This is a genomic window from Hymenobacter norwichensis DSM 15439, assembly GCF_000420705.1.
Taxonomy (GTDB): Bacteria; Bacteroidota; Bacteroidia; order Cytophagales; family Hymenobacteraceae; genus Hymenobacter; species Hymenobacter norwichensis.
Window position 1 is genome coordinate 26,179 of record NZ_ATVL01000013.1, and the last position, 25,048, is coordinate 51,226.

Sequence of the window (25,048 nt, forward strand, 5' to 3'; positions counted from 1 at the left end):
AGTGTGGTTAAGGAGTTACGGAGAAAGAATCAGGTAGCAGAAAAGAGAGGTTCCCGCGGGCCCGCAAGCTGTGGATTAGGGCCGCACCGTAATGCGCCGGCCCTCGGTGGTGAAGTGCACGGCGCCGGTCAGCTCCAGCATGTGCAGCACGTCGGCCGCGTCGTGGTAGCGGGAGATGGAGCCGTGAAAGTTTTTGTTGCCGAACTGGCCTTCGTAGCGCACCGGCACGTCGTACCAGCGGGCCACCTGCCGCATAATGCCTTCCAAGGGCTCGTCATCGAACACGAAGCGTCCCTCCTTCCAGGCCACGGCGCTACGGGCATCCACGGCCCGCACGGCAATGGTGCCATTAGGCCGGGGCCAACCCTGCTGACCGGGATGCAGCACCGCCTCGGATGCACCGTGGCGCAGGCGTACGACCCCTTCCAGCAGTGTGGTCACGGGCGCGGGCTCGTCGGTGTAGGCCTGCACGTTGAAGTGGGTGCCGAGTACCATTATGTGGGCAGCACCAGCCTCCACTTGGAAGGGCCGGCCTGTTTCTTTGGCTACTTCGAAATACGCCTCCCCTGTAAGCTGCACCACACGTTTACGGTGCCCAAATGCCACCGGAAATGTCAGGCGGGAATCGGCATTCAGCCACACCCGGCTGCCGTCGGGCAGCTGCAGTTGGTACTGGCCGCCGCGGGGCGTGCGCACGGTGTTGCGCAGCAGGGTGTCGGCGGCCAGGGTTGCGCCCCCAACTTGGTAGTTCAGCGCGCCGGGGACCGTCTGGCGCACCTGCCGGCTGCCTTGGCGGGCCAGCAGGCCGGGGCTGGCATCGGCTAGGCGCACAGTCCGGCCATCGGCCAGCGTCAGCAGGGCCTGGTTGCGGCCCGGTTCTAGCGGCGTAGGCGCGGGGGCAGCAGCCCGCGCCGCAACGCGTCGGGCCGGCCGGGGCTGGCCGTGCTCGGGCAGCCACCAGGCCAGCACCCCGAGCAGCGCCAGCCCCAGACTAGCCGTAGCCAGGGCACGTCGCCGCCGGCCCGGCCCGGCGCGTTGCATGCTCCGGCCTAGACGCGTCCAGATAGCAGCCCGCACCGGGTCAGGGGTGCCCAGCGACTCCGCCGGCCAGGACCGCTCAGCTAACTCGGCGGCGGCTAGGTACGCCTCAAACCGGGCCCGCTCTTCGGCCGAGCAGGTGCCCGCATAGTAGCGTTCATACAGGGTCTGAAATTCCTCTTCTCTCATGGTATGGGCTTCTGCCAGCTAAGAGCCCTAAGCCGGCCCGTACACACATTCCGCCCAGAAAATAATTAGCAATCCGCTACTAATCAGTCAATATAATTTCCATTTACCTGTACTTATTTTCCTATACTTACCTGAGTTTACTGCTGATGCTACCGAGGAGTAGTCGGGAGGCGGCAGCTTGGGCAGCCGACTACGGCCCGCCCCTGCTTGGCATTAGTAGGGTTTACCAGTCTTGGGTCAGTTGTATAAATGCGGGGGCGATGCCTGCTACGGATACTGGTTTGTGGGAAGCAATTCAGCGCGACGATGTCGGCGCCTTTGAGGTGCTGTACCAGCGTTACTGGCAGCGGATGTTTGCGGTAGCCTACGTCCAGCTGTCATCGCGCGAGGCGTGCGAGGAAATCGTGCACGACATTTTCCTGCGGCTCTGGACCGAGCGCCACCGCCTGCAGATTGAGTACTTTCCAGCCTACCTAGCGGCCGCCACGCGCTACCACGTGGGCCGGTACCAGCGCGCTGCCCGGGCCCGCCCCCTGCGCTATGCCGACTCGCCTGAAACGCTCAGCTCCCGCGCCGACTACAACCTGGGAGAAACCCGCCTGCTCGACCTCGACCTAGAAAAGCGCCTAGCCGCCGCGCTGGGCCAGTTGCCCCGGCGCTGCCAGCAGATTTTTCTACTCAGCCGGGTGCAGCAGTTTTCCAACGACGAAATTTCCCAGCAACTGCACATTTCCCGCCGTTCGGTCGAAAACCAACTCACGGCTGCCCTGCGCCACCTGCGCGTACTCTTCAAATCTTTTGTGTTCCTACTGATAACGGATATCTGGTAAAAATTGCCCGGGCTATACTGCGGAATTCTGTTTCGCGCTACTGTCTTGCCCTGAAATAGGTTGGCCTTGGTTAAAAGTTTAGCCTAAAGGTTAATTGGTGAGCTTGTCAGCTGCCACTTTCTACCCGAGAATAGGAACTGCTAGTGCGTTTTCAAGACAGAAAACTTGCATGTAGCGCGTTTAGTCGACCATTTAAAAGAGTTGAAGTACAGTTTTCTTATCACCCTATTAGAGTTGACTGTACTTTGATTGCTACGCAAGTATTCTGAATCAAATCGGCTTATGTGCTCGGTATTGTATGTTGAAGCTGTCTGTACAGAAATACAGGCGTTTTACCGAATAAACATCCCTGAAAACGGTTGAATGCAGGATTTCAGCTTATAACTACCGCAGTTGGAAGACACTCACTTAACTTCTGTACTAAACTTTTAATCTGAGGCCAAACTTGCGGACTTCCTGCGGCCAGGAGTCCAGGATGGCTGTCGTGGGGGCCGCCACCAGAAAGGGCGTGACGGTGGCCTCTAGCGGTTGGCTTTCCGCTAGTACCCGCGCCCTATCACGCAGGCCGAGGAGGGTCTTGCCGACCCCCATAGTCACCGCCACCCCGGCTAGGCGGCGTCTTTGGACGAGCGCCAGGATATGGTCTTGCAGGGCTTGTTGTTTCGCCTGCGTTGTCGGGGAAGCCCCAGCGGGAGAAGCACGCATAAGGAAAGAAGCAGGGCCTAAACGGGTACGAAGCAAAAGTAACCAAGCAACGGGGCTACTCCGCATCGGTCCCTTACCAATCGTTCTGCTCCGAGAACCGGGGCTGGCGGACAGCACCCTGGCAACACCGCACCGCCCGGCCGATATAGCCGAAAAAACACCGGACCATCGCCCGGTAAAAGGATACTCGGCTGGTCGGGGCCACGAGGCTACCGACAGGCCCTTGCGGAGAGGATGCCTGAGCGAGCGAGGCCAGTACGTGGTAGCGGAAGGACCAACCATACCAGAGAAAGAGCAACGCGTTCCGGCGGGCAATCGCCCCAGTAGAGAACCGGGGTTGCCTCAAACGGAACGCGTCCAGTAGGAGCCGAAGCAACAACTGGGATGTTGACAGAAGTGGCCCGCGGGGAAAAAGAAAAGGGGGCTGGAAGAGGTCGGGAGTCCGGCGGGGACGTAGCCCGATTCGGAGGCCGGCTATTTGGGAGAAGCTGGGAAGTCAGTCGAGCGGGAGGAGCAGGAAGCAGGTCAGCAGCGGAGCGGCAGCAACAAAGGAACAGCGCTGAAAAGAGAGCGGAGCGGAAAACTGAGCCGATAGGAAAGGGAGCGGCGAAAAAGCAGAACAGCAACCAAACGAGCCAGGCGGAAAAGTGTGGCGGGCGGAGGGAGCACGACTCAGGGGGCCAGGTAAGAAGCACTGTCAAACCCATAATCAGCAATCGGCGGGTAGGGAAGGATGCCAAAAGGGGAACGATCTTCTTTTCTCCACTGCCTAGTTATTTGACGGTCGGGTGCTGGGAGAAAACAGAGGGCCCGTAGAAAATGGGTGGTTTGTCGGGGCAGGGTGGCTGGGCTGAGTGGGAGTTAGCAGTGAGTAGAGAGGCGAGAGAAGGCCGGTACATTTAGCGCGGGGTAGCAGGTGGGGTGAGGAGGGTTGAAGGAGTGCGCGCCGAAAAAACGAGCAGTCAGAAAACAGAGGCCGGCATAAAAGCAGAGGGAACTGATAAATCGGGAGGGGCAAAAAGTGACGGCTGAAGGAAAATGTAGCGGGGAGAAATTGGCGGCCCAGTCGGAAACAGAAGCAAGGGAAATTTCAAGAGCTGCTTGAAAACAGGGGTGGCTGGTAAGTGGGAGGCTGCTGGAAATGCAGGGACAGGTAATAGTCGGGCGGGAGGGTAATGGTAGGGGTAGTCGTCAGTGGGTGCTGGTGAATACAGAGGGCAAGTTGTGAGAGAGCGGGCGAGCGTATTGATAAGGTTGGAGTCGGGGTTGCGCAAATTTCAGGACAGGTGATTCTGGGGAGTCAGGTGAAAAAATTGAAGCAGGTATAAGAGGGCATAGGCTGTTTTGGTAGTCTCAATGAGAAGAGAGATAAGTTGGCAACTGGTATGGGTGGCGTCGGTGAGGTTGAGCGAATCGAACGGAGAGAAGCTGGCAGGAGTCAGGGGGTGTTGAGTGGTCGGGTGATATTTCGGGGTAGCTCAGATTTGGACAGAGGGCGTGGGGTAGCAGCTAGAGCGGGTGACAAGAAATTGTAGTGCCGGTAAAATCGAGGAAGTAGCGGAGAGGGCCAACGTCAGAATTTCAGGTCAGCACAAAAAGTAGGGCGGGTGGAAAAGTGGGCGAGTGGGGTGGCGCTAGTTCAGGGAGAAAAATGGCAGCAGGGTTGAGAAGCAGGTGAGGCATTCGTGAGGGTAGGTGGTAGAAAGGCCAGCGTCAGAAAAGCAAAAGTTAGAGGCAAGCTAGAAATGAATAAGAGCAACACGGTAGGGGGAAGGGGCTCACGTAGTCGGTGGGAAAAATCGGGAGCCGTGTTGCAATGGGAAGTTGGTGGAAGGTGGTTGAGGGGACGAGGTGAGGTGAAGCAGGTCGCGCGGAAAATTCGGGGAGTCAAAAAAGGTAGGCCGGCAGAAAAGCGGAGGTAGCTGAAAAATTGGAGGCGGCAAAAAAGTCGTCAGGGCAGAGGTGAAGGTTAAGTCAGGGGAGTCGTAAAAAGTGGCCCTGGAAATTTTAGGAGCGAGCGGAAAACGGGTGGACTGGAAAAGTAGAGCATGACGAAAATGGAGGTGCGCCGGAAAAAAGAGTAGCGCTGGAAAAGGTGGTCGAGGGCAAAAAGAACGACGGGGGAAAAGACGAGGAAGTGTAGAGAGCCGGAGTAATCAGAAAAAGGTCGGCAGGGGTGGAGCTGCTTTTGGGCCAGGTAGAGAATGAAGAGGGAGCGTTAAAATCAGGGGAGCGCAAATTTTTAGAAGGGGTGATTTTGGACGGTAGTTGAAAAAGGAAAGGCCTTGGTAAAAGGTGGTAGGGCTGGAGGTGGTAGGGCCGAGGCAAGGGCGTGGTGGGAGTGTGTCTGGCCGGGGGTGGTACAGCAATCGCAATGAAATGGAGCGGGCGAACTGGTGGCGGCTAGGTGATGGGTGAGGCCGGTTGAAATTTGTTGGTAGCTCGGATTTGCAGCGTGGTCGTTAGGCTGGCGGTAAGGAAAAGTAGGGCGGGGGAGTTTGAAGGAGCTGGCTGAAAATGTAGGAAGCAGGGAAAGGGGCCAGCGTCGGATTTTCAGGAGAGCAGAAAAATAGGGGACGGCATAAAAGGAGCGAGTAGGGCAATGGGGAGCGTGGTGGGGTCGGGGTGAAATGTGGTAGTAGGAATTAAGTGAAGTTGAGGTAAAAGCGGGTGAGTAGTGATAGAGCGGAGAAGTAGACTAGTGGCTAGGAGAGCAGATGCGAGTAGAAGGGCCAGTGAAAAAAAGACCCGAAACCACTCGAAAGGAAAAGAGCAGTGACGGGTAAAAATTGGTGGAAGGGCCAGCAGCAGGAAATCGAAAATCAGCAGCTGGGTGGTATGTAACAAAAGTGAATCAGCGGCGAAGGTTGCTCAGGTAGTTGGTGGGAAAATTGGAGTAAGGTCTAGTAGTGGCGTTGGTTGTCGGTGATAGTCAGTAGCGGGTGAAGGCAGGTTCAGCGAATAGGCCAGGTAGTAGATTCCGGAGCTAATTGAAAAAGCGGTAAGGCTAGTTCGCAGGCATAGTGCTCGATGGGGGGGAGGTAGCCGAAGAAAGGGAGCTGCGGAAAACGAGGCCTGAGAGAAGGGCAGCGGTTCGGGCTAGTCGATGGTGCAGCAGGAAATCAGAGTGGCGTGGTGAGGCTGTGGTGATGTAATAGCGGCAGTGTAGGTAGCAGGCAGTAGACTAGATTAGCTGTAGCTTGTAATCAACGCAGGGTTCCAATTCACGCGGTACTAGCCATAGTTAGCGAGAGGAGGGCCTTCCATCAGGGCTACCGCCCTGATTATCAGTGACAAACAGAGTTTGTCGGGGGTTTATAAATGCTACCGCATTGATTATCAGTAGCAAAAGAAGAGTTTTATAATTATTTACGCCCTTATTTCAGCCCAAGAATAAACGCAAGTTACGCATAATCGACCCTTTTTTATTATAACTAACTAATAATCAACACAAAAACAATCTTTTTTAAATCAATTAATACAAACAGCCTCATGGAGCCAAGCAAACGAAAAGCCGGACGGCCACCAAGTGAAAAAAAGAACAACCCTGAGTTAGCCGACCTCAAGATCACGCAGGAGACAGACCGCGTTCTGACGACCCACGCGAAAAAACTCAAGATGAGCAAACGCAAATATGCCAACGCCGCCATTGCTTATTTTGCCGAAACCGGGCTCGACCCCACCAAGGAGCGGCCGCACGGATTGGCCAACGTGTCGGCCAAAGTGAGCCACGAGACACTGGCGGTTCGGCAGCAAAATGCAGACATTGGCAACCGGCTGATTTCGATTTTGCGCGGGTGGGAGAAAACGCTTTACGGCTTTTTACAGCAGCAGCAGGCCGGCACCGTGAACTACTTGCAGCAGATTGAAAGCAACTTGCTCGCCCACCAAGTCGCGGTCGAAACCAGCTACCTGGCCCCGATGGTGGAGCAGCTATTCAAGGTCAATCTGGAAGCGTTTGTCATTCGAGACTTTGCCGTGCAGCTATTTGCGAAGGCACAGAATATGCCGGCCAGTAGTGCCGACACGCAGATGCAATTGGTTACGAATGGGCGCGACCAGCAACTGGCTACGGCGGTGCGCGAGTTCATTAAAACCAACAACGTACCCACACCCACGCTCAGCCCCAAGCCCCAGGTTCCAGCCACCCCGGCCAAACTGCCGAGTGCGCCGAGTACGCCGGGCAATGCAACCTCGGCTGCGGGGGCAACCCCAAAATAGCAAGGGCGGTTGCACCGGGACTTCTACCAGTTGGCAGCAAAATGCGCTTGCAACCGGCCGGGCGTTCCAGCCGGTTTTGCCCTTACAACCGGGAGTGCCGCCGGAATGTAAGGGCACTTTTTTGGCCGTGCAACCGGAGTTGTAACCCGGGTTGTACCGGGCCTTTTTATTCTCACTGCTGAACTCAACTCTGCGATGTATGCCAAAGTAATCAACCCCAAGACCAACGGCAAAGTAGTCTATAACAACAATGGTAGTTCCCAGCGGTGTGCCAACTATTTGGTGAAGGAAGCCAAGGAGGCCGGCGGCGAAGCGACCTTCTTTGGAGCCCCCGGCACCGAACCCAAGACAGCCGACGAAGTGGTAAAGATGCTCGACGGCAATGTGAAAGGTCTGGGAAAAGACGACCCCAAATTTCATTCGCTCGTGCTGAGTCCGAGCGCCGACGAGCTACTGCTCATTGGCAACAACCCCAAGGCGCTGGAGGAATACACCCAGAACGTGATGGACCTCTACGCCAAAAACTTCAAGTTGAAAAACGGGAAGGAGTTGGGAGAAGCCGACCTGGTGTGGGCGGCCACCATTCACCAGGAACGTAAGAACCGGGGCACCGATGAGGGGATGCAGGGCGAGAAAAAGGAGGGCCTGCAAACCCATATCCACGTGATGGTATCGGCCCGCGATGCCGACCAGAAGATTACACTCAACCCGTTGGGCAAGGCCGACCGGTTCAATCGGGTGCAGTTCCAGGCGGAGGCCGTCACCCAGATGGAAGTGCAGTTCGGGCGCACGGTGCCCCGCGACCTGGCAGCAAAAGAGCCGACCCGCCGGCAGCGGGTGGAGCAGAAAGTGGAGGAAATAACGAGTAAGGCGGCGGCCAACCGGAAAGAGAAAAAGCCGTTGACCCCGGAGCAGTTAGCCGCCAAGGATGCCCGGCTCGACGTACAGGTTGCCCGCCTAAATTCCAAGCTCGATCCCTCCTTGCAGCTCGACCCCAGCCGAGTGAAAGACATTGCCAAGGAGCGCAAGTATGACAACGTGTTCTACGCCACCCTGAGCCAGATCGAGCGCAACGCCGAGAAGGGAAAGTACACACCCCAGCCATACCACTATCTGGCGACAGGCCGGGTAGCCCAGGAACCCAAGCTATACACCGGCCGGGCCATCGACCCCAACCGGGAATTTTCAACACCCTTGCCTAAGCGCCGGGAGGAGCCAACGCTGGCCGCCGGGATGCAGGCGCTGGAACGTTCGGCTAAAAAGTTGGGAACAGCAATGGCACCAAAAAGCCGGACGCAGGACGTGCGCAGCGACGCGGAAAAAGAGCAGGAGCAGGAGTGGGAACGGTAACGTGCCGGGCCGTCCCCCTTTAACCAAGGGCTCGTTCGTGGGCACGCCTGATCGCTTGACACGGGACGAGCTGCCGGCCTGGGAAAATCGCGCCCGACCGGGGTACAGCCCGGGGGCCGACGCACCCGGCGCGCCCCTGGCCGCTGCCCCTGGCACCAGCTCAACCGGCGTGTAAAGCCTACGGGCGGGCGAACGGCAGTACGCCGAAAACGCGAGTCGGCGTACTGTCTCCGGGAGAAAAGAATGGAGCCGCCCCCCGTACCTAGAAAGGGAGCGTCGGCCAGTTGAGCGTATGGCAGTGCGGGGCAGGCCGTCCCGACCAAGGTCTACAATCGTGTCGGGCCGCCCGACAAGCGAGGTGGTTTGCCTGTGCCAGGACTAAGGCCTTTAGAGCAGGCCGTTCGCCGGACCCGTCCGTAAAGCGTAGCAGAGATGTTGCCCGGCTTCTTCACCTCCGGGGCTTTCCGCGGGCCAGTCGCCGCCGCTTACTGGGTTATCCGCCGCCCACGCTCGGCGACGCAGTGGACAATAGCCAGCCGCTCAATTAACGCCCTTGCCTCCCGGTTACGGGCCTGGGCCCGGCTGCCAGTTCGGGGCGCCGACCAGTAGCCACTTGGTGCCGGTACTCATAGACCTCGGCCAGGTAGCGCGCCTCGGCGCCGCAGATGGGGGCGGGTCAAGGTCGGGCACCCGCGACGAGTCGACGAGGCGCTGGGCAAACCGGGCCAAGTTCCCGTAGGCGAGGCGGCTGCCATCGCGGTGTTCTTACCGCGCGGGCGGGAATTCGTGGAAGGCCGGCGACCACCCGATCACGGACAGGGTGGGAAAGTGGTCATGGAGTTGCTGCGTCAGCCAGAGCACGGCCTCCGCTCGTTGGCCGCGGGTGATATAGCGGTAGGGGATGTAGTGACCGTCAAGGCCCCCACGGTCAGCAGTAGCGGGTGGCCTAAAGACGGCATGAAGCCGGCATGAGGTACGGGGAGGAGGCGCTGTGCGGCGGGGGCGTTGGGCGACTCGGGTAGTAGGGGAGCTAGCGACCAAAATCGGCCCGATGCGGGGCTGGGTTGGTCCACTACAAGTAGACCGATGCGCTGGTAAAGTCTAGCGGGAGGTTGTCCCCGTTGCTAGCAGAAGGCCGAGCTGCGTGTGCTTGTCCTTACCCAAAACTCAAAAGCCCTTCCGGCCACATGGCCGGAAGGGCTTTTTCGAGCAATCGTCTACCCACTTTACTGCTTTTCAAGCGCGGGCAGCCAGCAAAAAAGGCCTTGGCGTTACCTTGGCGAAGGCGGAAAAAGATTTGGGTAAGGACAAGGCTGCGTGTGCCGGGCTTCCTGCTCTCACCCAACGGCCAGCACCCGGACTCACCGGTTTGCTGCACTCGGCTTATTCAACCAGGTCCGGCTGGGCGTTCGCTGCGCCAAGCCGGCCCGTGGTCCGCCGCCGCCGTTCGCGGGTCACCCGCAGCACCCGTTCGGCGATGCTGTTGCCACCCGCCAGCGTGTCGACAAGACTTCGCGTCCGGGGGAGACGGACTTCGGGGAGGGCTTCCAGTTCGGCTGCCGCCGCGGTGGCTCGCTGGAAATAGTAGACCACTATTTGGGCCAGGTAGCAGCCATCCGGGTCGTGGATGGGCGGGTCGAGGAAGGGCACCAGCGACGAGCTGGCCACGTACTGGGTGAACTGGTACAGGTCTTCGTAGTCGAGGCGGATGCCGTCGCGGTCTTCCCATAGGTCGGGCCGAAACTGGTGGAAGGCCTGCGACCACGCGGCTACGGACAGGGTGGGAAAGTGGTCGTGGAGTTGCTGCGCCACCCAGAGCACGGCCTCCGCCCGTTGGCCGCGGGTGGTAAAGCGGTAGGGGATGCAGTGACCGTCGAGGGTTCCGGATTCAAGAGGGGCGGATGGCATAAGGACGTATCGGATCAGAAATGAGCAATGGAGAGAAGACCCTGGCCGGCCGGGGTAGGGGTGTTGGGCGGGCGGACGTCGCCCGCGTCCTGGAAGCTTCTGCCCGGCTGGTTTACCAGCGCCCTACTGGGCGTTCTCCGCCTGGAGTCGGGCTTGCTGCTGGGCCGCCAGCGCGGCTTCCAGCGGCTTGCTCAGCACGTCCAGCCGGCCTTCGAACCCAAACCCCTGAGCTTTTTCAGTATACGCAGCCCGAGCCCGGCTGCCTTCCCAGAAGAGCCGGTACTGGCCCTCTGCTTGGCCCCGACCGAAAAGGTACGTGACTTGCGGCCGCAGCACGGCGGCGTCGCCAAGGGCCAGGAAGCGGCAGAATTTGCCATCGAGAAAGTAATAGAGCTGGGTGCGCACCTGCGCTTGGTGCTTGCCGAACCAGCCGGTGGTCCCCTCGTAGGCGTAAGCCTGCGTCAGTTCACCCGGTTGGGGCGGTATTGGGCGCATCTTGGGGAATGCACTCACGGGCTCCCCGAAGGTATGGCCCGCGAGGCCGTTGAGCGAATCGACTTTCCCGCCAAACGGGAACGCGGGCGGCGAGGGAGGGGCAGTTTCCGTGGCGGAATCCGCCGGCAGGGTGGTCGAACTCGGCGACGAGCAACTGGCGAGCAGCAACCCGCTGGCGAGCAGCAACCCGCTGGTGAGGAGCAGGCGCACGGCGGGCGGGAAACGGAAGCGGGACGGAAACAGCATGCGTTCGGAAAGGGTAAGCAGGAAAAAAAGGGGTGCACTGGCCCAATGGCTACCGGGGGCGCGGTCGTTAATTGCCGGTTGGTTCGCCGCGGGCTTCGCGCAAGGCCTGCAACCGGCCGGGGACGGCGGCACGGGCCCGGGCCCGGTCTGCGTTGCGGGGCCGCTCATGCGGGCCCGGTTCGGTAGCTTGGTAGACCAGGAGGGCCGCGATGTCGCCCGCGGCCAGGCCCGTGACCAAGCCGTAGACGGCGGGACCGCAGGCGGATGGGGCCGCTTCGATTTCGGCTAGGGCATCGATGGCATCGTCCTGGCGGTTGACCAGCTGCTGGGCAAAATACGGGCTGCGCGGCCCCAGGACGCGGTGCTGGACGACGTCCGTTTGCAGGTAGGAATACAGGCAGCGCGTCATCCGTTGGAGGCCTTGTTGGTCTAGGTGCGCAGTTTCCTGCGTAACCCACAAATCGGGTTGCACCGTGAGCAGCGCATAGACCCAGCTTTCCCAGCTCAGGCCGGGGTAGTAGATGAGCCTTTCTTCCTGCACGGAGACGAGGGCCCGGGATAGCTGCAGGGCCGATGCCTGGGCATAGGGCACCCGCCAGGGGGTGGGGACGGGGAGCGGAGCAGTGGAGGAGGCCATAGCAGGGGAACAAGAGGGCTCGGAAAGAGCCGCAAGATACAGAAAAGGGATAATTGTAATCACATGTGACTACAAACGAGGTGCTATTTAGTTCCAGCTTGCCGGGGTGAAAAACGAGGTGGTTTTGCAGGCCTTCGGCCAGCACCTGCGGCGGTTGCGCGAAGCACGGGGCTGGAGCCAGCAGGCGCTGGCCGATGTGGCCGACGTGTCCAAGCCGACCATCTACCGGCTGGAGACGGCCCGCTACTCGGTGACGCTCGACGTGCTGGCTTCGCTGGCGCAGGGGCTGGAAATCTCGCTCAGCGAGCTGATGCAGTTTCCGGTACCCCCGGCTCCCCCTGCTGGATGAGCAGTGGAGCAACGGCTTGCCTGATTCGTCTCTGGCACCAACCCCTATCGGCGCTGAGATTTCACTGAAGCCACGTCCAATCAAGCGGCTATCCGCTTCGCTTACTGCCGGCCTTCCGATTGTAACTAGCACTGCAGGGAAACGTAATGCTCACCCGGCGCGAAAAGGACCATGGAATGCCGGCGTCGCACGCGTAGCGGCCAAGAAGTAGCTCTGAAAAATGGGGCGGTGGGGGCCGTCGCATACTTCGTTTTTTGGGTTTCGCGGAGCGGGCCAAGCCCGTTCTAAATACCAAGTAAGCAAGTCGGCGCGGTCGTTTTTCTCGATTTGTGGCGTGGCAAGCGGGGTACCGGCACTGTGGGAGCGAATTAGTACGGAAGGCATCGGAAGGGATTGTCTGAGCGCTGCGGAGGTTACAGAGGTTCGGGGGTGTGCAGCTGATAGTGCAGTAAAAAACCCGTTGTTATTGCAATATACAGCTCAAGCAGCTGCACATTTGACACTAAATTAAGTATTATACTACATTTATGCTGTAAAATGCAGATTAATAGGCGCTTACTTTTGCGTGATTTCAGCGCACTGTATGTATTTTGCCAAAAACCTGCGCTTTTTGCGGCGCAAAGCCGAGTGGTCCCAATCGGACCTGGGAGACAAAATAGCCACGGACTATAACACGATTAGCCGGTACGAAAGCGGGAAATCAACCCCCAAGCTCGAAGCCCTAACGAAGCTAGCGCACGTGTTTGCGGTGAGCATCGAGGAGCTTCGCAACGTAGACCTAACCAGGCCAGCCGGACCGGCGCCGGTGGAAGAACCAAGCAAGAGCTACCCAAGTCCCAGCCGCCCGTCTTCCACGAGCACCCCACCCGAGGCGGTAAAGCATCCCCTCGTCGTTTCCATTGAATTAGATGGTACGAAGGCCACGCTGGAGCGCGCGGTCGCGCGCCTGACGGCCATCAACAACGTGATAGCCGCTACGCAGTAGCCGGTCCGGCGCTAGTTCGCCACCACCTAATCTCTTGCTGGCGGCTCCCGAAAGAAATAGCGCCCGAAGCTGCCGAACACGCTTGCTTACTCCCGGCAAGCGGAGCAGGTCTCGATGAGGGCAATGTCAAACGTTCCCGTTTGGGCCCGCAGCAGCCGATTGATGGCCACTAGGTCCTGCAGCACGGGGTACTCCGTGATTTCGGCAAGGCGGTACTCCAGGGTCGTCAGACCGTACGTGTGCCCCATGCCGTTGGCGAAGTGAGCGTGCTGCGCGATCCTCTGGAGTTGTGCCAGCAACTCCGCGAAATGGCCTGCCTTGTGCTGGTGGAATACGACGAGCACCTGAGGCGAATTCACGTCAAAGGACGTGGACGGGCTGTAGGGCCCGAACGGATGGCGGCCAGTAGTGGGCCAGGCGTGCAGGGTGGTGCCGCTCACCTTAAAAATTAGCTTGGGCTCTTGCTGCAATCGAAGCCATCCTTCCGTAACGGGTGCGCCACCGGCGGGAGGCTACCCGGGCCGCCAACTTATCGGAGGCGGTGAAGCCACTCTTCGACTTCGGAACTCCCCGGCGCTGGCCCTCTCCCCGGCAGGACCGGCGGCAGGGGCGGGGCGGTAGGCAAATTCCAGCACCACGCCTGCACGACTTGCTGAGCGAGGGGATTGGGCCGGGTCAGGCAGCGCAACAGGGCGTAGAGCCGGGGGCCGCAGGGCGCGCTGGCCACCACTTCCGGCAGAGCCCCCGCCGCCAATACGCTGGCGTGCAGGCCGTGTTGAGCTAGGCGCAGAGCCGGTAGCCCGTATAGGGGTGGGTCCAAGACGGGTAGTTCCGGGGAAGATGCCAGGTGCTGAGCGAGTTGCGTCACGTCCGGCTCAGCGAGCGTGAGGGCGGAGCCAGTGAGCCACAGATCGGGCTGGAACTCGGCCAAAGCCTGAGCCCAAGTGCTAGGTCGCAGGGTGGGGAAGTGATGGGGAAGGCGCTGGTGGAGGAAGGCCAAAGCCTGCACTCGTTGGGCCGGTGTGGCTTGCTGATAGGGAAGGCAGACGGGGGCGGCGGAAAAGGCGCGAGAAAAAGGCATAGCCAGGACGTGAACGCGGGGAGCGTGAGGGGAAGTAACCGTCGGAAAAGGGCAGGTGGGCGCCACCCCCGGGGTTCGGCGGCTGGCTGCGCGAGGCGTTAGGCAGCGGAGTCGTCGCTGGCCGGCGGTTGGTCGGGGCGGGTTTGCCCCTTGCGGACTTGTCGCGTTTCGCTTTCCTGCCAGTCCTGGCGCAACTGGCGGGCTTCCGTCTTTAGGGCCTGGCGCCGGTCACACAGGGCTTCGCGGAGCGTGTCAACCACTTGTGCGCCCGCGGCCCGCTCGACAGGCACGGTCACCGCCTGGGTGGCCGAGTGCAGGGTCAGAGCCACAATGCCCTCCAGTTCCAGGGCGAGCAGCTGGTGCTGCTGGGCGCGGGCCGCTTGGCGGGCCCGGCGGACTTGCCGCAGCTGTTTGCTATACCACATGGCCGGCCAGCGAGACGGGGAGTGGGAAACTGGCCTGCTGGCGCTTGGCGAGGGCCGGCGAAGTGGTGGTCCGCCAGCGGGCGAGTTGCTGGGCGTTCTCGTCCTTGTGGACGCGGTGGTTGGACAGCAGTTGCTCCGTTTCGCTCAAGTAAGAAGACGGGAAGGTCAAGGCCGTAACTCGGGTACGCAAAGTGGCCGAGGAACGTGCTGCTTTACTTGTTGTCCGACTTGCGGGCAGAGCCAATCGCTGAAAAGCAATGTTGGATGCATTCATTTGTGTTGCATTTGTTAATACAATGCAAACATACAAATTGTATTAACAAATGCAACACAAAATATATGACTGGTTTAAAAAATGTATTGAGTTGATGGATATCCTACTTTTGTATCAAAATATTCGCTACTCATGGCATCCAATAAGAAGCTAGAAGCCAAAGACGCAGATAAGCCTAAGCCTGGTATTCTGCACATTCGCCTTGACCAAGAACTCTTGGATGCTTCACAAGATTTGGCAAAGGAATTAGGATTTAATCTGTCAACTCATGTGCGTGTTCTTCTCCGTAAGGCGTTAGACGAGAGAGGAAAAAAGTGATATTGTGGCGGTTGTAGAGCTGGGAAAGAGATATAAATTTAGGCAGGAATAAGGTTAGTTTGCCGGTATGAAAACAGGTCAACGTCTCTGGACCCGTGATGAACTGCTGCTGACCATCAATCTGTCCTGCAAGACGCCGTTCGGGCAAATACACAAGGGCAATCCGGCTATTATCCAGTTGGCGGGGCTGCTGAACCGTACGCTTAGCTCGGTGACCTATAAGCTGGTGAACTTTGCCAGCCTCGACCCCAACCTCGATAGGGTGGGCATGGCGAATGTCAGCCACCTGGACCGGCAGGTATGGCGAGAGTTCTACGCCGACTGGTCGGGGCGGGCACTGGAAGTGAGCGTCTGCTGGCGGAAGCCCACCACCTGACGCTGGAAGAAGTTGCGGCCGAATACGAGCCGCTGCCGCCGGTACCCGTAGGCCGGGTGAAAAAGCAACTGGTCAAGGTGCGGGTTAACCAGCAATTCTTTCGGCGCACGGTACTGGCAGCCTATGATAACACCTGTTGCGTTACGGGTTTGCGTCAGCCAGCGCTACTTGTGGCGGGTTATATTAAGCCGTGGGCAGCAGATGAAGTGAATCGACTGAATCCACGTAATGAAGTGGCTTTAAACGCACTGCATGATCGGGCTTTTGAGCTAGGACTATTCACTATCCGGCCTGCTGGCTACGTGGTCGAGATAGCTCCGGCAGTACGGGCAGGAAGTCGTTCGGACGCGCAGGCCGGGGGTATTACTGAGGCAGTACCACGGGCAGGTGCTGCGGCTGCTCGCCCGGCGGCGGTTTCTGTCCGACCCGCAGTTTCTGGCGTGGCATCGGGGGAAATGGCCAGGATGAGTTGTGTTCCGACCTGGCAAGGCAACACAGACCTTGGGCAGGCGGTAACTTAGCTGGGGGCGCTTTGTAGTTGAAGCGCTGTACCCACCATTAACACTGTACAGTGTACTCGTTAGTCTTCGTCGTCGTAGTTGTCCAGCATATGGTTTAGCACTTGATCGAACAATTCCTCGGGTGTGTCAAACGACTTAACTACCACTCCCCCGACACGGGCGCTAATTTCAAATTTTTGGCTTTGCAGGTTATGGCGGTAAAAGTCCATGCCTGATTCGGCGAAGTACACAAAGTCGCGATTCGGAAGGTAGTCGCGCAGGAGCACGTTAGCTTCCACAAAACCCTGAATAACAAATTTCTTCTCGGCATAATATGGTTTGCTAGCGTAAAGCACCACCCCATTACAATCCAAGCCGTCTGACTGGGCCAGAATAGCTACGTATGCGGCAGGCAATTCATACGTTAGCATCCGGCGAACCTGTTGTTTAAATTCGCTTTGCGCTGCTTCTGCTAGCGGCTGCTGGATGGCCTCACTGGCTTCGGCCTTATCCTGTAATACGTTGGCCAGTAACTGTTGAGAAGTAGCGCTCATGGTTGAGGAGTCGGTGGGTAGATAATATCGTTACAGATAGGCCACTGAACCACGCGGGTCTGGCCGGCTTGCAGGTCGCCTGTTAGCGTGTTCTGCACATTAGTAACGACCAAGTGGTACGGGTCATTTTTGATGAGCATCAGATTATCGAAGCGATTGTCCCCCCCGTCATCGAGCGGTACTTTGTGGTGCACCTGATAACCGCTGGGGCATTTACCAGAGGCTATGCGGTCGATAGTGGCATCGTCTAGACCCGCTTTACGTAAGCGCTGGACGGTTGCAGGGTCACTGCCTATGTGTTTTAAAAAGCTCTTCCTAGCTGACGAGTTAAATTTGCGCCGCAAAGCATCCAAGTCTGCTTCAGGTCGTTTGGTATAAGAGAGAGGAATGATATAGAATTCCGGCAAGTGAACAGTTTCGCCACGCAGCGGGCCGGTAGCATACAAATCGGCTAGACTGTGCACGTGTATGCCTTTTACTTTCGCCAGCAAGGTTATGTACTCGGCTTCTTCCGCCGTTGTCAGCGCCTTATTTAAATGCGCGGCTTCTAGCTGGGCTAAGCGGAAAGCATCGGGGTCAGGTGGAATGGTGGGATGCTGGGCGGAGAAGTTTTTGTCGGCGTCATAGCCGGGCGCATTGGGGTCATTAGCGGGCGCAAGCACTAAGGCAGCGGTCAGGGAAGCAGCCCGGGCAATAGCCGTGGCGCCCAAGCCGAGAACTTCTGTTGCTACCTCTCCAGCAGGGGTAACTACGCGTTTTATAATGCTTGAGGCCACCGTTTCAGCTTTTAGCGTCCCGCTACGCATGATGGCGGCTAGCGTCGCCGATGGCCGCAGTTCGGGCGGCTTGGTCAGGGCCCGGAAGCGGGTAGCTTCATCGGTGGCCCAGGGAATCAGGCTGTGGGCTTCCAGGCGTTGTCCTTGCACCTCAGTCGTAGCGGCAGAGAAGTGCAGCTCGGTTTGAAAAGAAGTTGCCCCATCCGTGCTGCGGGCATCAAACCGGCACTCGTAGTGTACTAAGGCAGCGTTGTAGAAGGTGACCTGTTTGGCCTTTTGGCCTTCACCCTGGAAGAATACTAAGTGGCCACTTTCCCGACGATAAGGGTCGAACATCAAGGTTTCCCACACAGGCCAAGCTGCCTCCTCTCCGGTTAGGGTTACTTGCAACAGGCCAACCCGAACTGTTGAATTAGGTCGGCCTTCGTAATCAGTGATTTGGTAAAAGTGGAAGTCGGCCACCGCACAACCGGCGCTTAGCCCGGCGACCTGAATTTCAGCATATAGAATAGGCACGGCGAATACGGCTAAGTAGACCAGTAAAATAGAAATTTTCTCTTGGCTGGAACGTGTAATGTCGGTGCCTAAAATATACCAACGGCGCAACAGCACCTATTGGTAGGGTGCCCAAGCAAGGCTGTTATCCCCAAGGCGCCACAAAGAACCGTTTTCTAATAGACAGGCTGCGGCAAAGGAGAGATTCGCTGTGCTATTGGGTTGGGTAATTGAGTTGAGGCGAGCGTACTCGCGTAGTAAGCGGCTGTACTTTTTGCGCCCCTGGGCCATGGTGGCGGGGTCGGTGCTGATTTCTACCAGCCAGACTTCGAAAGGTGCCTTTTTCTGCACGCCCACAATTGAAGGACTACCGGCTATGTAAGCTTATTTGTTTTATAAGCCAGTAGTTCGTAAAGGTTAGGTCAATAAAACGTATGTCGAAACGCTTTTTGAACAAAAGTTACATGCTAAGAAGAAACGTCCTACTGTTGCTTCTTGATTAGGTTGACTCGCTGCACCAGATCCTGCATCTTGCTCGCTTTTCTTACGGCTTGTGGCGGCTTTACTCACTAACTGCTACGGTAGTCCGTGACCGGAGAAAAGCGTTGCTGGGCCGGGTTGGGCTATAAGCGTTTGGCGTCCTGACGCTCCGTTACTACTAGGCTAGAGCTTGGCTTCCTCAGGAATGAGTTCCCGTGACTCCCCCAGACCGACCGCTACGGGTTGGTTTCGTCGATGAGCACCACCCCACCCCGAATCACGGTGATGGCGCTCCCTTTTACACTGGTCGTCGTGTCGGACGAAAGCTCGGCCCCGCTCATACCAAAGGCCTTAAATTCGTGCTTCGCTTCGAGCCTCAGACCCTGTCCCGTCATTTGCACATCGCGGGCTGCCTGAAGCAGGATATCGCCGCTGCTCTCGAGCCGAATCCCGGTGCGGTCGAGCACCAGCCGGTTGCCCTGCTGGTCTTCGAGTCGGATCGCTTGCTCTTCTTCCGAAAGGGTCAGTTTATTGCCGGCCGGCGTCTGGATGGTCACTATTTTCTGCTCGTCGTCAAACCTCAGCTGCAGCTTGGCGCGCGACACGTAGCCTTTGACGTGATTCTCGTCGGCCGGCGGGGTAGGCGCGGGCTTTTGACTGCTGTGACACATTCCCAGGACCACCGGGTAACGGGGATCCTCGTGCACAAACCCCACGAGCACCTCATCGTTGATTTCCGGCCGGAAATACGTACCCCGGTCGTGGCCGGCGTCCAACGTGGCAAGCCGCGCCCATAGCCCTTCGTGGTCGGCGCTGATCAGTGGCAGGCGCACTTTGATCCGGTCTTCCCCGGCTGGGTCCCCAGAGAGGCGCGTCACGATCCCCGTGTGCAGGCCGCCCACGCCCGGTAGCAGGCCCGCCGCAGGTAGGGGACGCCTGAAGCTTTGGGCCACGGATGCCTTCGGGCGTAAACCAAACTGTACCTTGGTCTGCCAGCGGCCACCCGCGACGTGGTGGCGGACCCCAGTGACGAGCGTTTGGCCCTGCCACTGTTCACCGACCCCCGTAAAGGCAATCAGCTGGCCCGGCCGCACGCCGGCAACGCCTGGCATCCGTGCCCGCCCCCGTACGCTGGCCAGCCGCTCCCACAAGGCTCGGGCATCGGCCCAGGCCTGCAGCTCTGCCGAGTCCAGTTGACCGCCGTGCCGCACGTCCTGCCTTGCCCCCCCCGGTACCCCCGCCAACGCCGTTTGGGGCTGGTTGCCGAGGCGGGGTAGCCCAGGTTCAGCGGCCTCAGCGGTGACCATCGCCTGCTCGGCCGCGCTCCAACTATGCGCCGTCCAATTACCGCTTTGCCGCCGGGCATCCACTGCGGCGTCGAAGGCGAGCAATGTAGTGCCGTAAGCCAGCGTGACGACGGGCTCCTGGGCCGCGTCGGGGGGCGCCAGCTGTACCGTGCCGTCCGCCACGAACACGAGCCAGCCATTGGCTGCCGCACGATACCGCATAAACTCCCAGTCGGTGGCCTCGTGCTGAACTACCTCGGGCAGCCAGGCGCTGGTAGTCGGTAGCTGAGCCCCCAAGTGGTGGCCCCGGATGAGAGCGGCCAGCAGGTCACTTTCGCGCTGAGCCTCGTAATGCTGGCTTTTGCGGCCAATCGTCATTCGGACTGCTTCATCCTGACAGGCTACCCGCAATCGGTGCTGGTTCTTGCGCAGCTTCAACTGGCACTTGGTGATGAGGCCTTTAAAAACGGGGAGTTCCTGCGCCCCGTAGCCCAGTCTGATTTCTACGGCCTTCCCGGGAAGGAAGGTGGTTGTCTCCTCCTGCAGAAACAGAGGACTGCTCCCGGCACGGGCCACCAGGACAAGCGTGGCCGACGGAATGCGATTCACTTTATGCCGCACCGTAAGCGAGTGAAAGGAAATCGTAGGGGATACATCCACCCCGGCCACCAGCACCCGGGCGGTACAGTCAGCAGACGAGCTGGGAATCGGAAGGGGAAACGAGGGGCCAGTTGGTTCCACGGGGAAGGCGGATTAGCCGAGTATAGCGGGAGTCGCCTTACTGGGCAAGGGGAGGGGTATAGCCAACAACCGATGCTGACCAGCTCAATATAGCCAATGCCTTTTATAACAAGACTAAGCACAGCCCGCTCACGGCCCAAAACCCAGCAGCGGCTAGGAGCGGTTAGGGCCGGATAATGCTCGTGGCGCCGCGTGGCACGTTTGTCTCGTCTGTCTACGAAAACGACCGTGGCTGTTGCAGAACTCCTAGCAGAGGATGGAATGGCTAGCAACGGCGAATAATGCAGGCTAAAAATCCTGTTTAGCGCTCCTATTCTCGGCGCAATAAGGCTCCAAGAGGTCTTCACCACAATGTCGGTAGTGTTCTGCAACAGCCACGACCGTTTTTTGGGACAGAATCCGGGGTGTCAACGCCTACGCTTAGGAGCAAGAGCCTCTTGCTACCATCGTTGCCAGCAGGGGTATGCCCTGTCTGCCGGCGCTAGCGATCCACAGTCAGCGGCGGTCCTACGACCTGCATGTCGTGGGCGGCGAACAACTGGGCGCCCACGGCCGGCGTGGGGGGCGCCGGCTGCGCTGCTAGGGCCCGGAAGAATTCCTCCATACGGCCCGTGGGCTGGAAGGAAAACAACAGCCGCCCCGTCGCCGTGAGTTGCGCGAAGGTGTGGGGCACCGCGCGGGGCAGGAAGATCAGATCGCCGGCCGTCAACTCGTGCTCCGTAGTCCCCACCCGAAAGCGATAGCGACCCTCAAGCACGTAAAATACCTCGTCCTGGTGCGGGTGCACGTGCAGCGGCGGGCCGCCCTGCTCGTTGCCGGTGTACTCAAACAGGCTGAACGTGCCCCCCGTATCCGAACCGGCTATTTTCAGGTCGTTGGCGTTGCGGCCATGCAAGCGGGTGTGCTCGTCTCGCCGCCCCGCCCCGGCCGCCGTCACAAACCCAGTGTCCAACCCCGGACTTAGCGCGTAGTCGAGCGTGGGCGAGAGGCCGGGTCCGAGGCGTTCCATGCCGTAGCGGGCATGCACCTGCTGGACCTGCCCGGGCGAGAGCGGCGTGGTCTGCTGGCTCATGAACACGAAGAACTCCTCTAGATTACCAGCTGGCTGTACCCAGCACAGCAACCGGCCGCGCGCACTGCGCTGCACCCAGGTATGGGCTACCTGGCGGGGCAGAAAAATGGTGTCGCCGGCGTGCAGCAAGTGTTTTTGCGCGCCCACCTGAAACAGAAACTCGCCCGCCACCACGTAAAAAGTCTCGTCCTGGGTCAGGTGCTTGTGTAAGGAAGGGCCCGCCGGCTCCACGCCTTCGTAGTCGAATAAGGCCAACTCCCCGCTCGTATCGCGGGCCTACACCTTCAAGTCATTCGGGTTGTGGGTGTGAAACGGTGTGGATACGCCAAAGCGGCTGTGGCCGGCGCGTAGTACGAATCCCTCGCTGGCCGCACGGGCTGGAAAGGGGGGCCACCGGGCAGCGGACCCGCCGTTCCCCAACAGGGGCCATAGGCTTAGAGTGGGCAGAGCCAAACTCAGGAAAGTGCGGCGTTGCATGGTCCAGTGGGTTGGTGGTGCCCTAAAGGTGGCCGTACTAGCCCTGCCGGTGGTGGTAAAAATCGGACAACTCTTGCCCTGGGCAACTTACACTTCTGCTTCGCCGAAGGTCCGCTCCGGCGCCTGGTGCTCCTGCTGCCAGAACCCGGTGGGGGTGAGGGTGGTGAACTGGCGCACATCCCGCACCAGGTGTTGGTAGTCGTGGTAGCCGGCGTGCAGGGCCACGGTCAGCCAGTCGTGCTGGGGACAGGCATTGCGCAGGCGCATGGCCTGGTCGAAGCGGGCCACGCGGGCAAAGAGCTTGGGGCCGATGCTGTGCTGGGCCACAAACTGGCGCTGAAACTGCCGCGGACTCAGGCAGGCCTGCCCGGCCAGTCAGTCGACCGACACCTGCGCTGGCCGTTGCAGCAGCAGGTGCCCGATGCGCTCGAACGGGCCCGCCGCCGGGGCCCGGCCGACGAGTCGCGTAAGGTAGGCTTCCACGACGGCCACCATGTCCCGGGCCGTGGCCGTGTTGGCCAGTTGCTCATTAACCCGCCGGATATCGGCCCCCAGGACGGCTTCCGAGTCTACCATCTGATTGACTAGCAGGGTAGCGGGTAGGCCCAGGAGCCGGGGCAGCACGCCCGGCTGGAACACCACCTGAAAGACCAGAAAGTCGCGCCCTACATAGCGCGTGGTAGGCATGACGTACTGCCCGTAGAGTTGGGAAGCCGGGCTCGCCTGCGGCACACCGTCCAAGCCGTCGGCCAGACGTTCGGGGTCGCGGGGGCAAAAGCTCAGGCAGTTTTCGGGGCGGGGCCAGTAGAGTTTGACGGGTAGTGGCACCTCGGTCGGGAACTGGCAGCCCACGATGCGAAATTGCCGCACGTAGGCGCGCAGGGCCGGACTGGGCAGCACGTAGTGGAAGACGGGGGCCAGGGTGGAGTCCATCAGCGCAAGTGAGGTAGTTAACGCCACGGCATCCGGTACCCCACCGGGTATGCTTAGTCCAGCGTAGTCTAAGATACGACCTTGGACTAAGAGTGCTAGCGAACGAAGACGAAACTAGTCAACGGCTGACTCCCCCATGTGCGCGACGACTCCATGACGCCTGCGTCACATTAGTTGAACGGACGTTTAACTAATGTGACACATCAGTATATTGCGTCACTTTCTTCTTCTACCAAGGGTACATGATCAACTATGTTGCCTACTTCCGGGTGAGTACGGCTCGCCAAGGCCAGTCCGGCCTGGGACTCGAAGCCCAGCAAGCCGCAGTGCGAAATTTCGTGGGAACCGAGGCGAGCATCGTGGCCGAGTTTACCGAAGTAGAGAGTGGGCGTAAGAACACCCGGCCCCAACTGCAGGCCGCCATCACCCGCGCCAAGCAGGAGCAGGCCGTGCTGCTCGTGGCTAAGTTGGATCGGCTCGCGCGCAACGTAGCCTTCCTAGCTACGCTCATGGAAAGCCATGTACGCTTCAAAGCTGTGGACTTACCCGCGGCAGATGAGTTTACGCTGCACATCTTAGCAGCCGTGGCCCAAAAGGAAGCCACGGCCATTTCTACGCGTACCAAGGATGCCTTAGCGGCCAAGAAGGTGAGGGGGTTTCAACTCGGCACACCCGCTAATCTGACGGCCGAAGCGCGGGAGAAGTCGTGGGTGTCGCTACGGCACAATGCGCAAACCAATCTCCACAACCGGCAAGCCAAGCAGCTGGCCATCCTGCTACGCGCGACAGGGGTGAGCTTGCGCGAAATTGCCGCGCGGCTCAATGAGTCGGGGTACCGGACCCGGAGAGGAAAAGCGTTTCATCCCATGGGCGTCAAGCGCTTGCTGCCTATGCCAGAAAACGGCTAATCTTGCTGACACGACCAGATGCTTAGCGTACGCTTTATTCCAGCATTGGATTTAAAGTGTGTGTGTCCGGTAGAGCACTACTTACTTGACTATCATTTTGTAGCTCTGAGTTCGTGGGTAGGGTGGCAGCTACGACATAAGCCTGCGTAAGGCTGTCGATTATGATCTGTAATTGCCTCTCCACGACTTCTGCCATGTGCTCATCCGACTCGGCCAGAGAGAAGTATTGCTCCTGCACGCCGGCGCTTGCCAACTGATGCTCCACAGGTTGTGGGCCTTTTACCCAATAGTGCGCCCGCAGCCGATAACCTTTCATTATCCCCACTTGATACCAGACTGCCACATCGCCCACTGCCAGCGTGAACTTCATCAAAGGATTGCCTTGCCAGCTAAACCGGCTGGATTCATTGCGCGCGCCTTCGCCTCGCAAAACGCCCCTAGCATTCTTCAACTGAGCTGCCAAGCCACCAGAGGTATAGAGGCGGCGGACTAGCACACTGTCTACCCGATCCATCTTGCGGACCAACTCTGCCTGGTAGGCCGTGTGGTGCTTAACCAGTTCTTCTACGACGGCCGCGTTCTGCTGCAGCAGCCGCAAGATATCCGGGTTTTCCATGATAAGGGGAAGATTGTGGTGTTTCTCAATCGTTTTTAGAAAGTCGAGCAGGAAGAGCAAGTACTTGGCATCGGCGTAGTCGGTATACTGGCCCAGATTCTTCCGTATCACCTGTACTAGGTGGGCATAGGTCACATTCACAAAGTGATGGCTTGGGATCACTGGGTAGCGGGACAGTACCACCTTATATACGGTGGCGTGTCCTCCGGCTTGTTGGTCCAACGTAGCACCGTAATCAGCCAAGTCATTGTACAAGCTGGCTAGGACCTTGTTCTCAATGCCTAGGATAAACTGATCACTGATGACCATCAGATCCAGCCGATTCCCTTTGGCCGTCTGGATTTCGGTATGTACCTGAACGGTATGTAAGCTGGATAAAACGCCGGTGTTTTCCCGACCGATTACCTCCAGGACTGAGCGCAATAGCAAGTCATGCAGGCCATGCTCGCGGTTGGGATCCAGATAGAAAGCGAGAATATTGCTCCAAACCGTTTCACGGTGGGGAAAGCGGGCGATTTCGAGGAAGGTGGCGCCTGTTCGCTCTTTGATATGTAGCGCTTGAAAGAGGGTAAATAGTTGTTGAAAGGAGGCTACTTCTTGGTTCATAGTATCAGTGCATTGTATATGCCACTCTGATCTTATTTAGAAGACTAGTGTTAAGCCAAAGATGAAGTAGATTAACCGATTTAACACGATAGATTAGCTAACTAGTGTAGTTCTATTTTCGACCGGAAATACTGCATATTGTCAATCACTGCTTGCTGCTAGGTAGAGCAGTTGCAG

General features: G+C 58.9%; 25 protein-coding genes. 10 read left to right on the forward strand and 15 right to left on the reverse strand.

The features are described from left to right. Positions 1–75 precede the first annotated feature (75 nt). The gene (locus G536_RS0124195) at positions 76–1,227 is read right to left on the reverse strand and encodes a FecR family protein (protein WP_022826195.1); all 1,152 of its coding nucleotides are present in this window, start codon (positions 1,225–1,227) and stop codon (positions 76–78) included. Positions 1,228–1,487: 260 nt separating this feature from the next. On the opposite strand from G536_RS0124195, the gene G536_RS0124200 reads away from it, so the two are divergent. The 4 genes from G536_RS0124200 to G536_RS32355 all read left to right on the forward strand — a co-directional run bounded on the left by G536_RS0124200 (position 1,488) and on the right by G536_RS32355 (position 8,942). Then, complete coding sequence (locus G536_RS0124200; protein WP_022826196.1) at positions 1,488–2,057, forward strand: RNA polymerase sigma factor; 570 nt, start codon at positions 1,488–1,490, stop codon at positions 2,055–2,057. Positions 2,058–6,380: 4,323 nt separating this feature from the next. Next, the gene (locus G536_RS0124215) at positions 6,381–6,983 is read left to right on the forward strand and encodes a hypothetical protein (protein WP_157530913.1); all 603 of its coding nucleotides are present in this window, start codon (positions 6,381–6,383) and stop codon (positions 6,981–6,983) included. A 195-nt stretch (positions 6,984–7,178) separates the two neighbouring features. Further along, positions 7,179–8,333 carry a DUF5712 family protein gene (locus G536_RS32825; RefSeq protein ID WP_022826200.1) on the forward strand — a complete coding sequence of 385 codons (1,155 nt, stop codon included), beginning with the start codon at positions 7,179–7,181 and terminating at the stop codon, positions 8,331–8,333. Between the two features lie 432 nt (positions 8,334–8,765). Continuing rightward, positions 8,766–8,942, forward strand: a complete 177-nt coding sequence (locus G536_RS32355; protein ID WP_157530914.1) for a hypothetical protein — start codon at positions 8,766–8,768, stop codon at positions 8,940–8,942. Between the two features lie 774 nt (positions 8,943–9,716). Here the strand turns inward: G536_RS32355 and G536_RS0124230 are convergent. The 3 genes from G536_RS0124230 to G536_RS0124240 all read right to left on the reverse strand — a co-directional run bounded on the left by G536_RS0124230 (position 9,717) and on the right by G536_RS0124240 (position 11,523). Further along, positions 9,717–10,241: a hypothetical protein gene (locus G536_RS0124230; protein WP_022826202.1), complete on the reverse strand. Its 525-nt coding sequence runs from the start codon at positions 10,239–10,241 to the stop codon at positions 9,717–9,719. A gap of 123 nt (positions 10,242–10,364) precedes the next feature. Further along, positions 10,365–10,982 (reverse strand): hypothetical protein, encoded by a 618-nt coding sequence (locus tag G536_RS0124235; RefSeq protein ID WP_022826203.1) that lies wholly within the window; start codon positions 10,980–10,982, stop codon positions 10,365–10,367. 67 nt (positions 10,983–11,049) lie between these two features. After that, positions 11,050–11,523 (reverse strand): hypothetical protein, encoded by a 474-nt coding sequence (locus G536_RS0124240; RefSeq protein WP_157530915.1) that lies wholly within the window; start codon positions 11,521–11,523, stop codon positions 11,050–11,052. Between the two features lie 202 nt (positions 11,524–11,725). On the opposite strand from G536_RS0124240, the gene G536_RS0124245 reads away from it, so the two are divergent. After that, on the forward strand, positions 11,726–11,968 hold the full coding sequence (locus tag G536_RS0124245) for a helix-turn-helix domain-containing protein (protein WP_022826205.1): 243 nt from the start codon (positions 11,726–11,728) through the stop codon (positions 11,966–11,968). A 583-nt stretch (positions 11,969–12,551) separates the two neighbouring features. After that, positions 12,552–12,953: a helix-turn-helix domain-containing protein gene (locus G536_RS31170; RefSeq protein ID WP_022826207.1), complete on the forward strand. Its 402-nt coding sequence runs from the start codon at positions 12,552–12,554 to the stop codon at positions 12,951–12,953. A gap of 86 nt (positions 12,954–13,039) precedes the next feature. Here G536_RS31170 and G536_RS32360 read toward each other — a convergent pair whose 3' ends face one another. Then, positions 13,040–13,201 (reverse strand): hypothetical protein, encoded by a 162-nt coding sequence (locus G536_RS32360; RefSeq protein WP_157530916.1) that lies wholly within the window; start codon positions 13,199–13,201, stop codon positions 13,040–13,042. Here G536_RS32360 and G536_RS32365 point away from each other — a divergent pair. Next, positions 13,193–13,405: a hypothetical protein gene (locus G536_RS32365; RefSeq protein ID WP_157530918.1), complete on the forward strand. Its 213-nt coding sequence runs from the start codon at positions 13,193–13,195 to the stop codon at positions 13,403–13,405. The two genes, G536_RS32360 and G536_RS32365, sit on opposite strands and share 9 nt — an antisense overlap. A 77-nt stretch (positions 13,406–13,482) precedes the next feature. Here the strand turns inward: G536_RS32365 and G536_RS32370 are convergent, their stop codons facing one another. From G536_RS32370 to G536_RS32375, 3 genes are all read right to left on the reverse strand, one after another. Beyond that, complete coding sequence (locus tag G536_RS32370; RefSeq protein WP_157530919.1) at positions 13,483–14,034, reverse strand: hypothetical protein; 552 nt, start codon at positions 14,032–14,034, stop codon at positions 13,483–13,485. Positions 14,035–14,132: 98 nt separating this feature from the next. Continuing rightward, on the reverse strand, positions 14,133–14,459 hold the full coding sequence (locus G536_RS0124275) for a hypothetical protein (RefSeq protein ID WP_022826211.1): 327 nt from the start codon (positions 14,457–14,459) through the stop codon (positions 14,133–14,135). Next, positions 14,449–14,649: a hypothetical protein gene (locus tag G536_RS32375; protein WP_157530920.1), complete on the reverse strand. Its 201-nt coding sequence runs from the start codon at positions 14,647–14,649 to the stop codon at positions 14,449–14,451. The genes G536_RS0124275 and G536_RS32375 overlap by 11 nt, the downstream gene beginning before the upstream one ends. A gap of 469 nt (positions 14,650–15,118) precedes the next feature. Here G536_RS32375 and G536_RS31175 point away from each other — a divergent pair, with 469 nt between their 5' ends. Then, entirely contained in the window at positions 15,119–15,427 is a 309-nt protein-coding gene (locus G536_RS31175) for a hypothetical protein (RefSeq protein WP_026880549.1), read from the forward strand. Continuing rightward, positions 15,352–15,948 (forward strand): HNH endonuclease, encoded by a 597-nt coding sequence (locus G536_RS32380; RefSeq protein ID WP_157530921.1) that lies wholly within the window; start codon positions 15,352–15,354, stop codon positions 15,946–15,948. The genes G536_RS31175 and G536_RS32380 overlap by 76 nt, the downstream gene beginning before the upstream one ends. Positions 15,949–16,007: 59 nt before the next feature. On the opposite strand, the gene G536_RS0124300 is transcribed toward G536_RS32380, so the two are convergent. From G536_RS0124300 to G536_RS30045, 6 genes are all read right to left on the reverse strand, one after another. Continuing rightward, positions 16,008–16,481, reverse strand: a complete 474-nt coding sequence (locus G536_RS0124300) for a YrhA family protein (protein WP_022826214.1) — start codon at positions 16,479–16,481, stop codon at positions 16,008–16,010. After that, positions 16,478–17,773 carry a type VI secretion system tube protein TssD gene (gene tssD, locus G536_RS31180; RefSeq protein ID WP_157530922.1) on the reverse strand — a complete coding sequence of 432 codons (1,296 nt, stop codon included), beginning with the start codon at positions 17,771–17,773 and terminating at the stop codon, positions 16,478–16,480. Before tssD ends, G536_RS0124300 begins: the two co-directional genes overlap by 4 nt. Before the next feature lie 695 nt (positions 17,774–18,468). Further along, positions 18,469–20,259 carry a type VI secretion system tip protein VgrG gene (gene vgrG / locus G536_RS0124315; protein ID WP_051167092.1) on the reverse strand — a complete coding sequence of 597 codons (1,791 nt, stop codon included), beginning with the start codon at positions 20,257–20,259 and terminating at the stop codon, positions 18,469–18,471. Positions 20,260–20,740: 481 nt separating this feature from the next. Beyond that, the gene (locus G536_RS31890; RefSeq protein WP_022826218.1) at positions 20,741–21,586 is read right to left on the reverse strand and encodes a cupin domain-containing protein; all 846 of its coding nucleotides are present in this window, start codon (positions 21,584–21,586) and stop codon (positions 20,741–20,743) included. A gap of 309 nt (positions 21,587–21,895) precedes the next feature. After that, positions 21,896–22,183, reverse strand: a complete 288-nt coding sequence (locus G536_RS32830; protein ID WP_281170631.1) for a helix-turn-helix domain-containing protein — start codon at positions 22,181–22,183, stop codon at positions 21,896–21,898. Further along, positions 22,184–22,741 (reverse strand): DUF6597 domain-containing transcriptional factor, encoded by a 558-nt coding sequence (locus G536_RS30045; RefSeq protein WP_245575887.1) that lies wholly within the window; start codon positions 22,739–22,741, stop codon positions 22,184–22,186. Between the two features lie 242 nt (positions 22,742–22,983). Here G536_RS30045 and G536_RS0124330 point away from each other — a divergent pair, with 242 nt between their 5' ends. Then, a complete protein-coding gene (locus tag G536_RS0124330) occupies positions 22,984–23,649 on the forward strand; it encodes a recombinase family protein (RefSeq protein ID WP_022826219.1) in 666 nt (221 codons plus the stop codon). Positions 23,650–23,683: 34 nt separating this feature from the next. Here the strand turns inward: G536_RS0124330 and G536_RS31190 are convergent, their stop codons facing one another. Continuing rightward, complete coding sequence (locus G536_RS31190; protein WP_022826220.1) at positions 23,684–24,871, reverse strand: PD-(D/E)XK nuclease family protein; 1,188 nt, start codon at positions 24,869–24,871, stop codon at positions 23,684–23,686. Positions 24,872–25,048: the final 177 nt, after the last annotated feature.

Bases quoted from the DNA above. Each gene is read 5' to 3' on its own strand.
- G536_RS0124195 (WP_022826195.1), bottom strand. From the start codon at position 1,227: ATGAGAGAAGAGGAATTTCAGACCCTGTATGAACGCTACTATGCGGGC.
- G536_RS0124200 (WP_022826196.1), top strand. From the start codon at position 1,488: ATGCCTGCTACGGATACTGGTTTGTGGGAAGCAATTCAGCGCGACGAT.
- G536_RS0124215 (WP_157530913.1), top strand. From the start codon at position 6,381: ATGAGCAAACGCAAATATGCCAACGCCGCCATTGCTTATTTTGCCGAA.
- G536_RS32825 (WP_022826200.1), top strand. From the start codon at position 7,179: ATGTATGCCAAAGTAATCAACCCCAAGACCAACGGCAAAGTAGTCTAT.
- G536_RS32355 (WP_157530914.1), top strand. From the start codon at position 8,766: ATGTTGCCCGGCTTCTTCACCTCCGGGGCTTTCCGCGGGCCAGTCGCC.
- G536_RS0124230 (WP_022826202.1), bottom strand. From the start codon at position 10,241: ATGCCATCCGCCCCTCTTGAATCCGGAACCCTCGACGGTCACTGCATC.
- G536_RS0124235 (WP_022826203.1), bottom strand. From the start codon at position 10,982: ATGCTGTTTCCGTCCCGCTTCCGTTTCCCGCCCGCCGTGCGCCTGCTC.
- G536_RS31170 (WP_022826207.1), top strand. From the start codon at position 12,552: ATGTATTTTGCCAAAAACCTGCGCTTTTTGCGGCGCAAAGCCGAGTGG.
- G536_RS32360 (WP_157530916.1), bottom strand. From the start codon at position 13,201: ATGGGGCACACGTACGGTCTGACGACCCTGGAGTACCGCCTTGCCGAA.
- G536_RS32370 (WP_157530919.1), bottom strand. From the start codon at position 14,034: ATGCCTTTTTCTCGCGCCTTTTCCGCCGCCCCCGTCTGCCTTCCCTAT.
- G536_RS0124275 (WP_022826211.1), bottom strand. From the start codon at position 14,459: ATGTGGTATAGCAAACAGCTGCGGCAAGTCCGCCGGGCCCGCCAAGCG.
- G536_RS31175 (WP_026880549.1), top strand. From the start codon at position 15,119: ATGAAAACAGGTCAACGTCTCTGGACCCGTGATGAACTGCTGCTGACC.
- G536_RS32380 (WP_157530921.1), top strand. From the start codon at position 15,352: ATGGCGAGAGTTCTACGCCGACTGGTCGGGGCGGGCACTGGAAGTGAG.
- G536_RS0124300 (WP_022826214.1), bottom strand. From the start codon at position 16,481: ATGAGCGCTACTTCTCAACAGTTACTGGCCAACGTATTACAGGATAAG.
- G536_RS30045 (WP_245575887.1), bottom strand. From the start codon at position 22,741: ATGGACTCCACCCTGGCCCCCGTCTTCCACTACGTGCTGCCCAGTCCG.
- G536_RS0124330 (WP_022826219.1), top strand. From the start codon at position 22,984: ATGATCAACTATGTTGCCTACTTCCGGGTGAGTACGGCTCGCCAAGGC.
- G536_RS31190 (WP_022826220.1), bottom strand. From the start codon at position 24,871: ATGAACCAAGAAGTAGCCTCCTTTCAACAACTATTTACCCTCTTTCAA.